Raw genomic sequence first — 16,410 nt, 5'->3', positions numbered from 1 at the left:
GTATATTTATTCCCACAAAAACCACCCATGTATAAACGTTTGATCAGCATTCTTAACCTATTGATCGTCATCATTCTCATCGCCTGGAACGGTTACGCAAACACTGGTAATTTTAACGGCAAAACTGTTGGTGATCTAAGTGCAGAGTACAACAATCTTTTCACGCCAGCGAGTTATGCATTTTCCATTTGGGGATTGATTTTCCTGATGTTGTTGGTGTTTGCTGGATATGGTGTGTATGCTGCTTTCGCGAAAGCGAAATCACTACAACCTCGCAGCTATAGAACCAACTTTGTCGTATCGACTTTCCCTTATTTTTTACTGGCAAATATCTTTTGCTCCGTCTGGGTTGCCTTGTGGTTGCAAGAAATGATAGGCGCTTCAGTAATGTGTATGGTAGGGATTCTAGCTTGTTTATTAATGTGTATTAAGCAACTGGATATGGAATTATGGGACGCTCCATTTCCCGTGATCGCTTTTGTATGGTGGCCTTTGTGTCTCTATTCTGGATGGATAAGTGTGGCGATCATTGCTAACGTCGCCAGTTTTTTGAATGGTATGTTTGAAATACCAGAAAACCAGCAGATTCTTGCGACCATATGCTTGATCGTGATTGCTACAGTTATTAATTTATTGATGATCTGGTACCGTAATATGCGTGAATATGCTGCAGTCGCTGTATGGGCGCTTGTTGCAATATATGTGCGCCATACGGGAACGATGGATGATATAGCATACCTCGCTTTAGGCGCAGCTATAGTCTTGTTTTTAAATACCATGGTACATGGTTATCAAAATAGAGCTACCAATCCCATGCTCAAATTCAAGCAGTGGCGAGCGAGTAAGGCCTAAAAACTTTTAAGGTCATTTGCCCAGCTGGGATAGGTAAAAATCGTTTGCTGTAAATGCTGGAATGTGATGTTATGATTCATCGCTACAGAAAATAGATTGATGGTTTCTCCAGCCTCATGAGAGACGATATGAGCGCCTAATACCATTCCTGTTTCTTCTTCGATTATGACTTTATAGGCATAGGCACCCGCGTTCATACGTCTAGTGTTGAACCAGCCACTGGCGTCATCCTTTAAGACCTTGAACTTTTTGTTTTGTTCTGTAGCCTGTTCTTCAGTTAAACCTATGCTGGCCACCTGTGGAATGGTGAATGCCACACTGGGAATATCAATGGGAACCATCGGGTGTTTACCTTCAGTTATATTTTTTGCTGCAATGTTTGCTTCTAGTCCACTTAATGGTGTTAGTGGTAAATTCATGCTGGAAACATCACCGCAAGCGTAGAACCTTTTGTTTGTGGTACTTTGTAAACAATCGTTCACTACGACACTACCGCCATCTGTAACGACGCCAGCCTTGTCAAGATCCAACGTTTTAGTGGATGGAACACGGCCAGTGGTATTGTACACCATATCAGTTGTGACTTGATGAACGGAACCTTCATGACCATAATGAACCACAAATCGATCTCCATTTTTCTCTACAGAGGATAAGGTAGAGTCTAATTTTATATCAATTCCTAGCTTGATGGAATCTTCCATCAAATAGTCAGCAACGTACTTTTCAAATGGTGATAAGATTTGGTTGCTCTGTTCAATCACGGTGACCTTGACTCCTGCCCGAGCCATCATATGGCTAAATTCCATCCCTATGTAGCCGCCGCCGGCAAACACCATTTTTTCTGGTAGATCCTTCATTTTGAAAAAGTCCTCGCTAGTAAGCATGTGATCTGCTCCTGGAATAGACAATGGTCTAGGCTGCATACCTGTTGCAATTACAAAAATGTCTGCCGTGATTGTGGTGTCATCAAACGTAAACGTCTTTTCATCGATGAATTTTCCATCTCCATGATAACAGTCGATGTTATTCTTCTTCAGACTTTTTTCTGTATTGTCTGGAATGTTCTGAGTGTATCGTCTTATATAATTGTAGGCATCTCTCCAATTGATATTTGCATCGCCTTCAAAACCATCACCTTTCATATTTCTGGCAAAATCCACGGCCTCGCTACTGGCAAGCAGTAGTTTCTTGGGGTCACATCCACGTTGGGAACAGGTGCCTCCATATTCTCTATTATCTATGATTCCAACTTTCAAACCTGCATCCTTACATCTATTGGCAACCAATTTTCCAGCAGTTCCGGTTCCCAAAACAAAAACATCATATTTCTCCATGTTCTAAAAGTAAGTGGTTTGAATCTTGAGGCTGTGAAAGAATTCTCAATATTTGGGAACAGATACTGTCGCGGTCTATCTTTGCAGCTAACTACATTGCGTGTGTCCTACCCACAAATTTTAGAATCTTATAGTAAAACAAGTGCTTCCGAAAAACTTCGGGAACATATGTTGCTATCTCAAGGCCGTTGCGAGGTCAAAGGCCTGCTGGGTAGTGCCCTTTCCATGGTTCTGACTAACGCGTTTGAGGCGATCAATAAGCCAGTTCTATTTGTACTCAACGATAAGGAAGAAGCTGCCTACTATTTGAACGATCTGGAAAAAATGATAGGTGAGGACCATGTATTATTTTATCCCGGCAGTTATCGCAGACCTTACCAGATTGAAAAGACAGACAACGCAAATATATTGTTGCGTGCAGAGGTTCTCAATCGTATAAACTCTCGCAAAAAACCTGCAGTAATTGTTACCTATCCAGACGCACTTTTTGAAAAAGTCGTCACCAAAAAAGAACTGGATCGCAATACGCTTAAGATTAGCGTTGGTGATCAGATCTCTATTGATTTTGCAAATGAGGTGCTTTTTGAATACGCCTTCAAAAGAGTTGATTTTGTAACAGAGCCTGGCGAGTTTTCGGTTCGTGGTGGTATTCTGGATGTCTTTTCATTTTCTAATGATGAGCCATATCGCATTGAGTTTTTTGGCAACGAGATTGATTCGATCCGTGTGTTTGATGTGGAGACTCAGCTTTCAAAAGACCAGATCAAAAAGCTGTCTATCATTCCCAATGTTGAGAACAAGCAATCTTCAGAGAAGCGTGAGAGTTTCTTAAAGTATTTGTCATCCAAGACCGTTGTGATCGCGAGGAATGTCGAGATGATGTATGGTAGAATAGATTCGCTTTTCGCGAAAGCGGAACAAGCCTACAACGAATTGCAGGGAGAAATAAAGCAATTGGAACCTGAAGATATTTTTAGCAAGTCGGCGCTCTTAAAAGAACAACTAGCCGATTTCAATCTGGTGGAGCTATCTGGCAATAATGCAGATATTACCTTCAAGACAGTACCACAGCCGTCTTTCAATAAGCAGTTTGAATTGCTGATTGAAAACCTGAAGCAGAATGAAGCTGATGGATACAAGACCTATTTGTTCTGTAGTACGGCACAGCAGGCCAAAAGATTCAAGGATATCTTTGACGATATGGGCGCAAATGTCGCCTATGAAACCGTCATCATGACCTTGTATCGTGGTTTTATTGATCACGACCTACGCATCGCCTGTTATACCGATCATGAGATTTTTGATCGTTACCATAAATTCCAACTGAAGAATGGCTATGCTAAAAAGCAGGCCATCACGCTCAAGGAATTAAATACACTGGAGAAAGGTGATTATGTAACGCACATCGATCATGGAATAGGGAAATTTGGTGGATTACAAAAGATTGATGTGAACGGTAAGATGCAAGAAGCCATCAAGCTGTTTTATGGTGAAAGAGACATTTTATACGTTTCCATTCACTCGCTGCACAAGATCACGCGTTATTCCGCTAAAGATGGGAAAACTCCCAAAATCTATAAACTGGGAAGTCCAGCCTGGAAAAAACTTAAGGCAAAAACCAAAACAAGAGTCAAGCAAATTGCATTTGACCTAATCAAGTTATACGCAAAACGTAGAGCTAATAAAGGGTTTCAATATGCACCAGATGGCTATTTACAGAATGAGTTAGAGGCAAGTTTTATATACGAAGACACGCCAGATCAAAGTACAGCGACGCAGGATGTGAAAAATGACATGGAAAGCGAGCGACCCATGGATCGACTGGTTTGTGGTGATGTAGGATTTGGAAAGACTGAAGTCGCCATTCGTGCCGCGTTCAAAGCGGCCGTAAACGGTAAACAGGTAGCTGTGTTAGTGCCAACAACCATACTGGCATTTCAACACGCCAAAACCTTTAAAGAACGACTGGCAGATATGCCGGTGAAAGTGGATTATTTGAACCGTTTCCGCACGGCTAAAGAACGCCGTGGTGTATTAGAAGGACTTGCAGATGGTTCGATTGATATTGTTATTGGGACGCACCAATTGGTCAACAAGTCTGTAAAGTTCAAGGATATTGGATTGTTGATTATTGATGAGGAACAGAAATTTGGTGTGGCGGTAAAGGACAAACTCAAAACGCTTAAAGAAAATATCGATACATTGACGCTGACGGCGACACCTATACCGCGAACGCTGCAATTCTCGCTCATGGCCGCTCGTGATTTAAGTGTCATAAAAACGGCACCACCCAACAGGCATCCCATAGAAACACAAATCGTTCGCTTTTCTGAAGAGACTATTAGGGATGCGATTAGCTATGAGATCTCACGTGGTGGTCAGGTATTTTTTGTCCACAATCGCATTGAAAACATTAAAGAAGTTGCTGGGATGATCCAGCGATCCATTCCTGATGCGCGTGTTGGAATAGGTCACGGACAGATGGATGGTAAGAAGCTTGAAGAATTGATGCTTGCCTTTATGAATGGAGAGTTTGATGTTTTAGTGAGTACGACTATTATAGAAAGTGGACTCGATGTTCCCAATGCCAATACCATTTTCATTAATAACGCCAATAATTTTGGTCTATCAGACTTGCACCAGATGCGTGGTCGGGTAGGACGTAGCAATAAAAAGGCGTTTTGTTATTTCATCACGCCACCCTACGATATGATGACGGACGATGCTAGAAAGAGAATGCAGGCCATCGAGAGTTTTTCTGAATTGGGTAGCGGTTTCAACATTGCCATGAAGGATCTGGAGATACGTGGTGCCGGAGATATTCTAGGTGGCGAGCAAAGCGGATTCATCAACGAGATAGGTTTTGATACGTACCAAAAAATCCTGAGCGAGGCCATAGAAGAGCTCAAGGAAAATGAGTTTTCTGACCTTTATAATACAGACGTGATCAATAAGAAACACGTGAGTGATGTGACCATCGATACCGATTTTGAATTGTTATTCCCTGATGACTATATCAATAGCGTTACAGAGCGATTGGCATTGTATTCTAAACTCAACGATGTGGAAGATCAAGCAGGACTCGATGTGTTTAGAAAGGAGCTGGTAGACCGTTTTGGCGAGCTGCCTGATCCGGCAGAAGATCTATTGACCAGTATCAAGCTCAAATGGATCGCAAGCCGCATGGGTCTTGAGAAAATCGTCATGAAGCAAGGGAAATTTGTCGGTTATTTTATTGCAGATCAACAAAGCAAATTCTACCAAAGCGATACGTTCAATTATTTGATCCAATCCATGAGCCAGCGCGGTAGTAAGATGCAGATGAAAGAAAAACAAACCCGATCTGGTTTGAGGTTGCTCCTTAAAATGGAACATATCAATAGTGTTGATAAAGCTTTCCAGATCATGAACGAAGTCCTACCGCTAGAGGAACCTGCTGTGGAGCAGGAATAGATTTTAGAGGATCTCGCTTTCGCGAAAGCATAACAAACAACAATCATTATAAACATAAAAAGGTGCGGAAGCAATTCCGCACCTTTTGATGTTGATTTATAAAATTATACCTAGATGCTTACATCCACTGGCTCCACGGCAACCTGCTCAGGACAACGATAAAAGCCAATGTGTAAAATATAGATAGCATTTTGAACTTGCCATGGCTTACGATTTTCTTTTTGTGTTTAGAATAACCTATGGTTAATAGCGCGACCGCGATAATCATCATTAAAGGATGCTCTAGAGCAAGTAAACGCAACTCTGGATTGCTCATAACTTCAGAAGTATTTGAAAAAAGAGCACTTGAATAAGGAGATAAAGCCCATAAAGTTAACCCTATCAAAAGCTGGATGTGTGTAACGATAAGTCCAACAAGAGCAAAACTAAAGTCCCTATTGCCAAATTCCCTTTTACCGAAATATCCAATCAGCGCATTGACAGTAGCAATAAATAGGACCAGTAATAATAAATACGCCCAACCTGAGTGAGCTGCCTTGAGAATGTTATACATAAATAGAATTTGAAGCCACAAAAATAGTCCAAAAACAAAGAACCCGATGCGTGAGCATCGGGTTCCAAACTTTTATTTGAAATAGCTACTAGTTGAAAATATATCTAGCACCTATTTGCATTTGCCATCTTGAAGATCTTGTACCAAAGTCATCGATCTGCTCAACATCATTATTTGTGATATTAGGATCGAATGTAAACGTTGGGTTAGGACCTCCAGATTCAGTTCTGATCAACTCAACCTCATTAAAGTTAGGTACTTGAGTAATCTCGCCCCAATCTTTGTTGATCAAGTTTGCTACGTTAAAAATGTCAACAGAAAGTTGTAAAGTGTTTCTCTTTTCTCTGTTTGCTCCAGTATAGATAGAGAAGTCTTGTAAAACTTTCAGGTCAATAGAGTGATTCCATGAAGCACGGCTACCGTTACGTTCTGCGTACTGACCACGACGTCCTCTCAAATATTCATCATTTTCAATGAATGCATCAAGCGCAGCATATTGATCTGCTGCTGTGAATAATTGACCACCAGATACCAATGGAACTAAATTTATCTCACTTGCATTTGCAGGAACGTAAATTGAAGCATTATCTCTAGAGTCATCACCTAGCAATAAAGTGTTTTCTTGATCATAGATGTAAGAGATACGAGCTCCATTCTGTCCTGTATAGAACAGTCCAAATTGAGTACGGATATTCTCATTCCAATCTAGCTCATAAGTGGCACTTGCAGTTATACGGTGACCTGTTGCAAATTGAGAATTTGTAAGGCTCGCTTGATTTTTACCATTTACGGTAACCAAGTTTCTCCACTGGCTTGAGTTTTGAGAAGAAGTGTTGTCAAACAACTCCTTACCATCTCCATAAGTATAAGCCGCACTAGCTCCGAAACCATTTTGTACTGGTTTAGTCAAAGTAAATGTAGCGTTATAGGAATAACCCTTATTCGTATTAGTTCCTAGGTAGATTGCTGTATAATCTCCAACAATTCTATTTCGGCTGTAGAATGGACGATTGTCGGCACCATTTAGTGTACCAACTGGCGCACCTATGTTGACGTTTTCATATTGTACGTTGCTCAAAACATCGTTATACAAGAAGTCTGCAGATGCAATCAATCCCCAAACACCTAACTCTTGATCAACTCCAAGATTGTATTTTAATACTTGAGGTAGTTTGAAATCTGGAGCGAAGAGGTCAATCTGACCACCTAGCTCACCACTACCTGGAGCTGCGCCGTTACCGATAGGCTGGTTTGCAGGATCTCCTACAAATTGTACACCACCTGGGAAATTTCTTTCATCAACACCTCCAATAGAAACACCATTGTTGTTGTAAGTTCCACCTGGCCATACTAAAGGTATTCTTGAAGTAAACACTCCAATTCCACCACGTATTTGCGTTGATCTATCTCCATTAACATCCCAGTTGATTCCTAAACGAGGAGCTACGTGTATTTGGCTCTTAATTGGTTTACCTACTCTAGCGCCTTGCAAGTCTTTTCCAGCAGCTTCAAGTACAGCTACTGAATTATTATTGAAGTCTTCGTTAACTGTTCCATCAGAGAAGAATGGTACATCAAAACGAACTCCGTAAGTCATGGTAAAGTTATCAGTCAAACTCCATGCATCTTGTGCGTAAACACCTATTTGAGAATAATTAAAGGCTGCTGCAGCGGCCTGAATATCATCACCAGAAGTTCCTACAGGATCAAGGAAAGAGTAACTGTAGTCATAGAATCTAGCATCTACCTCATTTCCTGGAGTTCCATCCAGATAAGTGTTGAAGTCTGCTAAACTTCTAAAGTTATATTGTCCAAAGTTTTGACGAACGAATACGTTACGTACATCAAAGTTTTCAAAGTTAGCTCCTAAGGTAATGTTGTGAGCACCTGACTGAATTTCAAAATTGTTGGTTACTGTAAATACTTCTTGTTCAAGAATGTTACCAGTTGAGAAAGCCTCAGAACCAAAGGTGATTCCTCCAGGTCCGTCACCTAACGATACACGTGGGAATGGGTTTCCAAGTGGATCACGGTTGTCATTAACTGTAGTATAACCAATAACCAAGTTATTAGACAGATTAGAACCGTTAGTAGTTCTCCATTCAAGAGTTGAAGAATTAGTTTCTGATGGGAAGAAAATACCAGCGTTACTAAAGTTAATACCACGCGGGCTACTCAGGCTTGGGCTTGCGTTTTCTGCGTTTACATAATTATGCTTTAGTGTAAAAGTATTTTGGTCATCAAGGTTAAAGTCAAGACGGATCGTGAATTTGTCAGATGTCAATGTTTCTGAACTATTACCAAAAGTTCCTGGATCATAACCATAAGTATTGATCAAACCTTGACGTAGTCCTTGAATATCAGCTAGTGTAGCGTTTCCTAGGTAGTCGTCAAAATTAAAGAATCTAGGAGTTTCTTCGTCTTGTCTTTCATAGTTTACAAAGAAGAACAACTTGTTTTCGATAATTGGACCACCAATTCTAGCTCCTACTAAAGTAGCAGTGAACTCATCAAGTTTTTCACGGTCATCAACGTCAAAACCTCCTGGTGTTTTACCAGCTAGATTTTCATTACGGTAGTAACCATAAGCACTACCTGAAAATTCGTTTGTTCCTGATCTTGTGATGGCATTTATCGTTCCACCTGCAAAACCAGATTGACGTACGTCAAATGGTGCTAAGTTTACAGAGAAAGATTCAATAGCATCCAGTGAAATAGGGTTTACACCTACTTGACCACCATTGGTTCCGCTTCCGGAAAGACCAAATGCATCATTCTGTACTGTACCGTCGATATAGAAAGAGTTATATCTGTTGTTTTGACCAGCAAGAGTAATAGCTCCACCTTCACTAACATCTGCCTCAGGAGTTTTTCTCAAAAGGTCAGCTATGTTACGAGTAGTAGTTGGAAGGGTGTTGATCTCACGAGTTGAGATATTAGTCTCTGGACCAGTCTTACCACTATCAAAAATACCGTTACGCTGTGCTTGAATAACGATCTCATCAAGAGCGTTAGTTGAGTCAGCTAGGTTTGCGTTGATTTGCTCTGATTCTCCTAATTGTAGGAAAATATTAGTTAGTGCAAGATCTTGCTTACCTACATAGGTAATTGTGATGTTGTAAGGACCACCTACACGCATGTTGTTGATGCGGTAATATCCTTCAATGTCTGTTACAGACCCATAGGTAGTACCTGTAGGTGTATGTATTGCAACGATAGTGGCTCCCAAAAGAGGTTCGTTTTCTCCTTCAAGAACGCGACCATTAATGGAAGATGTGGTTACACCTTGTCCCATGGAGGCCAGCGAGCTTAAAATAATTCCTAGAAAAAGGAAAATCTGTAAAGATTTGTTCATTATTGAAACGTTTTAGTTTAGATGCGGCAAAAGTAATCCGATTAAAACATTTCCAATATTAAGCTAACATTAAGAATTCAATAACTTATCAACCTTAACATGTTGATAAACTTGAAGTTACATTAATTTAGAATCAAAACGTTTAAGAAGTGCTGTAGTCGAGGCGTCATGTTCATTAAACCTTTTGGTTTTTAAGTCGTCGAGTATGCGATCTGCAAGAACTTTTCCCAGTTGAACACCCCATTGGTCATAGCTATAAATATTCCAGATCACACCTTCTACAAATATCTTGTGCTCAAACATAGCGATTAGTTTACCTAAACTTCTTGGGGTAAGCTCGTCGATAAGTAAGGTTGTTGAGGGACGATTGCCCTGAAATACCTTGAAAGGTTTCAGTTTTTTCTTTTCTTCAGTGCTCATGTTGCTTTTATCCAGATCTGCTTGAACTTCTTCTGCAGACTTGCCATTCATTAAAGCTTCGGTCTGTGCAAAGAAATTTGCCATGAGCTTTTGATGGTGTTCTGGTAGGTTGTGTTTCGCTTTCGCGAAAGCGATAAAATATATAGGTATCAGTTTAGTTCCCTGATGGAATAATTGGAAAAAAGCATGTTGCGAGTTGGTTCCAGGTTCTCCCCAAATGATATTGCCAGTCTGATAATCTACAAGTTCTCCATTTCTATCGACACCTTTACCATTACTTTCCATCATGGCCTGCTGCAGGTAGGATGGTAGTTTTTGTAGGTATTGAGTGTATGGAATGATCGCCTCGCTTTGAGCGTCAAAAAAGTTATTGTACCATGTCGTAAGTAAAGCCAACTGCACTGGGATATTATTATCCAGAGGTGTGTGCCTGAAATGTTCATCCATCTCATGGGCGCCATCGAGCAAGGATTGAAAATTTGAAGTACCTATTCCTAATGCAACAGAGATTCCAACGGTGCTCCAAAGTGAAAAGCGACCGCCTACCCAATCAAACATGGGAAAAATGTTCTCTTTCTCTACGCCAAATTCTACAGCCTTATCAATATTACTGCTTACAGCAATGAAATGCTTACCTACCGCTTCTTCAGAAAATTTATCCACGAACCATTTCCTAATGGTGGTAGAATTTGTAAGCGTTTCTTGTGTGGTAAACGACTTTGATACAATAACAAATAACGTCGTTGCAGGATTTATCTTTTTCAGGCTTTCATACACATGGTCCCCATCTACATTAGAAATGTAATGGACCTTAATATGATTATGATATGCTTCTAGCGCTTGATATACCATGGTAGGTCCCAGATCGCTACCGCCTATTCCTATACTTACAACAGTGTCAAAAGCTTCTCCACTGTGAGTAGTTAATGTACCGTCGACAATTTTGTCAACGTACTCAAACATTAATTTTTTACTGGCAAGTGCATCTTTGACATATGGCTTTACACTACCCGTTGCCTTTTCAAGAGGTGTGCGTAATGCGGTATGAAGTACCTCACGATCCTCAGTAAAGTTGATGCATTCACTACTATAATAAGAAGAAATTGCTGCTTCTAACTCACACTCTCTGGCTAGCTGCGTCAATGCGTCTTTTGTGGCGCGAGTCAAAAGGTTCTTTGACATATCCACATAAAAATCATCATCAATAATAGTAAAGTTCTCTGCCCTTGTTGGATTTTTATTGAAAGAATCCTTTAGGTCAAAATCTTTGAGGTTTTTATAATGTTCTTCAAGGATCTTCCAGGCAGAGGTTGTGGTTGGATTGATGTTTTTCATAAAACGGATTCTTCTTTGTAGGGCAGGTTGTCGATTTCAGTTTTTAAGGGAGCGATATAATCTTGATACATACCCATTTGATCTTTAGGTAATGGATCTGCGCTAGGAAGCTTTTGACCATAAGGATCTACCTGCTTTCCATTTACCCAAAATCTATAACATACATGTGGGCCAGTTGCCAGTCCAGTACTTCCTACGGTACCAATGGTTTGCCCTTGATCCACTCGTTGACCAACCTTGACCAATCTTTTGGTCATGTGTAAATATTGGGTTTCATAGGTAGCATTGTGACGCACCTTTACATAATTACCATTACCACGTGTGTATCCAGATTTAGTCACAACTCCGTTTGCAGTGGATACGATAGGTGTTCCATAACCTGCGGCATAATCTGTTCCTAAATGTGCTTTCCATCGTTTTTGAACTGGATGAAATCTATTGCCGCTATATCTACTGGATATACGGGTATAATTTACGGGAGCTTTCAAGAAGAAATTACGTAAAGTTTTCCCTTCATCATCATAATAATCGTGTACTCCTTTAATAGAATCAGTTACATAGTCAAAAGCATAGTAAGGCTTTCCTCTAGTTTCAAAAATGGCAACGTCAATTTTCTCAATCCCATCATATATGGTGTCATTGATAAAACGTTCCTGATAAATCATTTTGAATCTGTCGCCTTGCTGTAATTTGAAAAAGTCAATCGTCCATTTGTAGATATCGCTTAATTCCCAGATAGCGCTCATTCCAAGACCTTCTTCTTCCATTGCTTCTGATAAAGTAGAATTTACCACACCTGTAGCGGTTTTACGCTTTATGGTAACTGGATGAGCATCTTTGAAAGCGCTCATACCGTCGGTTAACTTTAAAATGATAAAGTCTTCACGGTTAGGTTCATAGATGAAGGCTGCAGGAGTGTTTGCTACGTCTTTACGCTTTAATATTTTAAATGGCTTTCCAGCCTGAATCTTACGTAACTCATAAATACTATCCATAGTCATCGCAGCTTCATAGGCACTTTGACCTTGAACCAAATGCGATGCAATAAGGTCGTTGAATGTATCTCCAGATTGTACAGTATCTTCTATTACAGTATAGTTGTTCAAGTCATAGCCGTATAAAATCTTAGGAACGATTTTGATAGGCGTAGCGATAGCCAATTCTACATTTTGATTATCCTGAGTACAAGAAAGTAGGCAAATACAAGCGGTTACTAGAGCAATTAATTTATTCATTCTATAGTAGAGGTATTAAAAGTGTGGTCAACCCATTGTTTGCCCCAGTTGGCATGCTCTTCTTGAGACCATAGCTTTGGGAAAAATGAGATACGCTGGAAACTAGGTGGTAAAAACTCTTTCCAGTTGGTCCCGCCGGTAGCTTGAACCGTACCGCCTTCCTTACGCAGATAGCGGTGCGCTGCTCCCATATGCATGAGTAACCAATTAATATTGACGTTTTGGTCCATTTTACGTAACTCTTCCTTCAATTCTGGTAATTTTTCAGAATCTGGAAGTCCTAGGTAACGTTGATAGATATTGCTATGCTCAACTTGCTCAGCAATTCTAAGGAACCTAGGTGTGTAACGTTTTTCAAACTGTTTTAGTGTAAGTGTTTTTTCACCAGTAGATTTATCAATCCCGCCTTTTTTCCAGTAAATATGTTGGAAAAGATCAGGTATGGTGGTCGATGTTTCGCTTTCGCGAAAGCGCGTTCGATCATCATAATTCACTAAATGTTCCACATTTGTAGCATACAATTCTATCATACGGAACTGCGCACTCTGGAAACCACTTGCTGGCAACAAAGACATTCTAAATTTGAGAAATTGCTCGCGCTCCATGCCTTTTATCATGACCTCAAAACTGTTGATCATGACCGTAAAATAGCGGTTGATGCGCTTGATCTTTTCTAAAAAATAGGTTCCTGTCAATTGCTCTTGCTCAATAACTTGCATTTGCTCATGAATCACCAGCTTGAAATAAAGCTCTGTAATTTGATGATATCCTATGAAAATCATCTCATCAGGAAAAGAGGTTGATGGAACCTGCAGGCTCAACAAAGTATCTAGCCTAATGTAATCCCAATAAGTAATGTATTGATCGTAAAGAAGGCCATCAAGATAGGAAAGCATGTCCTGCCCTGAATTTTTGAACTTTTTTTCTAGCAGTTGGATGCGTTCTGCGATTTCTGGAGAGATCTTTTCCGGCATTTAGGGGCATTGTAAGCTAGCAAATGTAAACAACCTATGGGATTTGGGTCCATAAGTTGTCGTTTAATCGTGAATTTTGAAGCTGTTAATGTTATTCGGCGATTTTCATGAAGGAGTGACTCAAACCTTTAAAAGCATCAAGGTCAGCTGTCAAGGATCCAACAGCAAGTTTTGCCTCAATTTTCAATGGTATTTTATTTTCGTCATCACTAATCCATACGGTGAGACTCTCTTCTTCTTCAAACACACGACCAGATTGAACATAGGGTCTGAATTTCAATGCTTTGATTTTGCCAAATTTCGTCTTCACGATCTCGCGTTCCAAAAACTTCATTTTGAAATCATAGTTCTCATTGTCAAAAAACATAGGTAAAATGAATTCATCTCCATTTTGAAGATTGTTATGATCAACGATATTTCGAAGGTGATAAAATGAAGAAATCATATCCTGAGTACCAGGTTTGATGTCCATGGTATTCACTCTATTTTTCTTTTTATTGTTAACCACGGCCTTGCCTGTATCGTGGTTAAAATCAATCTGGATATCCTTGGTATGTCCACCTTCATCAATATCGCGAATGAATCTATACGGTTTTCCTGATTTGCGATCTACGTAACTTTCATAGCGATCATCCACCTTAAAGAAAAGATGCATTAAACCTGTAGATTCACCTTTTCCCTTTAAATGATACACATCCTTGCCATTGAGTTTTTTATCCTCAACCTGCAGCGTTGCATAACTGGCATTGAACATACCATAATGAATACGAAATTTGAACCATTCACCAGATTTATAAGCCTGTTCAATTTTTGTATTTGAAGTAGGCGGTATGTAAGCAACACTCACTAAAGTGACTGCTAGCAATAAGAGTATTAGTTTCTTCATCGTTTTTTGCAACTAACCATTTATGGTGTTACAAGTTATCAATTACAAATGCCATTCCAAAATGATTACAACGTGCCACGTAATGCCTGCTCGCGTTCGATTGCCTCAAACAATGCTTTGAAATTCCCAACGCCAAATGACTGTGCTCCCTTTCTCTGTATGACCTCAAAGAACATGGTTGGACGATCCACGATGGTTTTGGTAAATAATTGAAGTAGGTAGCCTTCTTCATCGCGGTCGATCAAAATGCCATGTTTTTTAAGTACTTCAACATCTTCATCAATCTCGCCCACGCGATCCAACAAGTCATCATAGTACTCATCAGGAACGTAGAGAAATTCAACACCACGATCACGCATAGCGCTTACCGTTTTTACAATATCGTCTGTGGCCACAGCGATATGCTGCACTCCAGGACCATTATAAAAGTCAAGGTATTCTTCTATCTGTGATTTCTTTTTTCCTTTAGCAGGTTCATTGATGGGAAATTTGACACGGCCATTGCCGTTGCTCATCACCTTGCTCATCAACGCCGTGTACTCAGTAGCAATATCGTCGTCTGCAAAAGAGATGATTTGGGCAAACCCCATCACCTCGCCATAAAATTTACACCAGGTATTCATTTCATCCCAACCTACATTACCCACCATGTGGTCAATGAATTTCAGACCAACTGGTTCTGGATTGTAGTGACTTTCCCATTTTTTGAAACCTGGCAAAAAGGTGCCATTGTAGTTTTTACGTTCAACAAACATATGAACCGTCTCACCGTAGGTATAGATTCCAGATCTAATTACCTCGCCGTGCTCATCGGTTTCTTTTGTTGGTTCTTGATAGGGCTTTGCGCCACGTTTGGTGGTTTCTTCAAATGCTTTGGTTGCATCTTCTACCCATAATGCTACGAACTTTACACCATCACCATGCTCATCAATGTGTCGATTGATGTCGCCACCTTTTTGCAGCGGCGTGGTCAAAACCAATCTTATTTTTCCCTGTTGCAACACATAGGAAACTCTATCCTTGATTCCAGTTTCAAGACCTGCATAGGCAAGCGATTGAAAGCCAAAAGCCGTTTTGTAAAAATGAGCTGCCTGTTTTGCATTCCCAACGTATAATTCCACGTAGTCAGTTCCCAGAAGCGGCAGAAAATCTTCGGCTTCCTTGAATAGTTTTTTTAGGCTGTATTCTGTATTTCCTAGGTCTTTGAGGTTTTTTATTTCTGCTGGCATAATGAATTTTCTTTTTTGATAATTAAGGTCGTGAGATTGATGATAAGCATTTGGGCGTTTCCTCGGCTTAGGCCTCGGTCGGGCTATTCATTACGATCTTTTTAATAGCGCCTGTTGCGGCATTAAAAAGGATCTTCATTTCTATCCCTAACGCTAGACTATTCTGGTCTTGTTTTCAACATGTGGTTAAACTGGCCAGAATATCATTATCACATTACCACATCGCTCTACCGTGAACAAAAAGAATTTCTTTCATATAAATCAAGCGTTAAATTGAATCGTTGTATTGATCGTATTCTTCGACTTCAATAACTTGATCACCAGTGGCTGTGCTGTCCACTGCATCTTCATATTTCCAAGTGTCTATTTCGTCAGAAGAATCCATTGCATCTTCGTTTTCAAATTGTTCTATTTGCCTTTTTTCCCACTCGTCAAAATAAGTTTCTGGATTGAACAGACTCGCTCCAAATATAAATAGGCCTATAATCAATAAAATACCCACCAGAATAGTACAAATCATATTCATTATTAGACCGGTATTTACATTGCTATAACTTTTAGCGAGATATGCTTCAGGGTTATTTAGGTAGGCTTTCTTACTTTTTGCTGCCCAAATCCACCCAATTAGACTCAAGATCAATACCGGTATCGCAAGAACACCGCAACAGCATCCAGTGATCACAACGACAACTGATATAATACCTATAACTAATGCTCCTGGATCTGCTGATAGTTTACTTATCGTCTGGTTAACTGAAGTATTGTGTAAGTTTTCTTCCATTAT

11 protein-coding genes are annotated in these 16,410 nt (G+C 40.0%); 2 read left to right on the top strand and 9 right to left on the bottom strand.

From position 1 onward, the window contains the following. The first annotated feature begins 27 nt into the window (after positions 1-27). Positions 28-852 carry a hypothetical protein gene (locus BLO34_RS10010; protein ID WP_090754959.1) on the top strand — a complete coding sequence of 275 codons (825 nt, stop codon included), beginning with the start codon at positions 28-30 and terminating at the stop codon, positions 850-852. Here the strand turns inward: BLO34_RS10010 and BLO34_RS10005 are convergent. Then, positions 849-2,186 (bottom strand): dihydrolipoyl dehydrogenase family protein, encoded by a 1,338-nt coding sequence (locus BLO34_RS10005; RefSeq protein ID WP_090754957.1) that lies wholly within the window; start codon positions 2,184-2,186, stop codon positions 849-851. The genes BLO34_RS10010 and BLO34_RS10005 overlap by 4 nt on opposite strands. Positions 2,187-2,288: 102 nt before the next feature. Here BLO34_RS10005 and mfd point away from each other — a divergent pair, with 102 nt between their 5' ends. Next, entirely contained in the window at positions 2,289-5,639 is a 3,351-nt protein-coding gene (gene mfd, locus BLO34_RS10000; RefSeq protein WP_090754955.1) for a transcription-repair coupling factor, read from the top strand. Between the two features lie 118 nt (positions 5,640-5,757). Here the strand turns inward: mfd and BLO34_RS09995 are convergent, their stop codons facing one another. The 8 genes from BLO34_RS09995 to BLO34_RS09960 all read right to left on the bottom strand — a co-directional run bounded on the left by BLO34_RS09995 (position 5,758) and on the right by BLO34_RS09960 (position 16,407). Further along, positions 5,758-6,192, bottom strand: a complete 435-nt coding sequence (locus tag BLO34_RS09995) for a hypothetical protein (RefSeq protein WP_090754953.1) — start codon at positions 6,190-6,192, stop codon at positions 5,758-5,760. Positions 6,193-6,280: 88 nt separating this feature from the next. Beyond that, a complete protein-coding gene (locus BLO34_RS09990) occupies positions 6,281-9,547 on the bottom strand; it encodes a carboxypeptidase regulatory-like domain-containing protein (protein WP_090754951.1) in 3,267 nt (1,088 codons plus the stop codon). A 117-nt stretch (positions 9,548-9,664) separates the two neighbouring features. Beyond that, the gene (pgi, locus tag BLO34_RS09985; RefSeq protein ID WP_090754949.1) at positions 9,665-11,302 is read right to left on the bottom strand and encodes a glucose-6-phosphate isomerase; all 1,638 of its coding nucleotides are present in this window, start codon (positions 11,300-11,302) and stop codon (positions 9,665-9,667) included. Beyond that, positions 11,299-12,537: a peptidoglycan DD-metalloendopeptidase family protein gene (locus BLO34_RS09980; RefSeq protein WP_090754947.1), complete on the bottom strand. Its 1,239-nt coding sequence runs from the start codon at positions 12,535-12,537 to the stop codon at positions 11,299-11,301. The genes pgi and BLO34_RS09980 overlap by 4 nt, the downstream gene beginning before the upstream one ends. After that, positions 12,534-13,511: a tryptophan 2,3-dioxygenase family protein gene (locus BLO34_RS09975; protein ID WP_090754945.1), complete on the bottom strand. Its 978-nt coding sequence runs from the start codon at positions 13,509-13,511 to the stop codon at positions 12,534-12,536. The genes BLO34_RS09980 and BLO34_RS09975 overlap by 4 nt, the downstream gene beginning before the upstream one ends. 91 nt (positions 13,512-13,602) lie before the next feature. Beyond that, positions 13,603-14,397 carry a DUF3108 domain-containing protein gene (locus BLO34_RS09970; RefSeq protein ID WP_090756595.1) on the bottom strand — a complete coding sequence of 265 codons (795 nt, stop codon included), beginning with the start codon at positions 14,395-14,397 and terminating at the stop codon, positions 13,603-13,605. Positions 14,398-14,462: 65 nt separating this feature from the next. Beyond that, positions 14,463-15,626, bottom strand: coding sequence for a 4-hydroxyphenylpyruvate dioxygenase (gene hppD, locus BLO34_RS09965; RefSeq protein ID WP_090754944.1), 1,164 nt, complete (start codon positions 15,624-15,626; stop codon positions 14,463-14,465). Between the two features lie 268 nt (positions 15,627-15,894). Next, positions 15,895-16,407, bottom strand: coding sequence for a hypothetical protein (locus BLO34_RS09960; protein ID WP_090754942.1), 513 nt, complete (start codon positions 16,405-16,407; stop codon positions 15,895-15,897). Between the last annotated feature and the right edge of the window lie 3 nt (positions 16,408-16,410).

Origin of the sequence: Nonlabens sp. Hel1_33_55 (genome assembly GCF_900101765.1) — a bacterium.
GTDB lineage: Bacteria > Bacteroidota > Bacteroidia > Flavobacteriales > Flavobacteriaceae > Nonlabens.
This window is presented reverse-complemented; position numbering and strand designations above follow the sequence as displayed.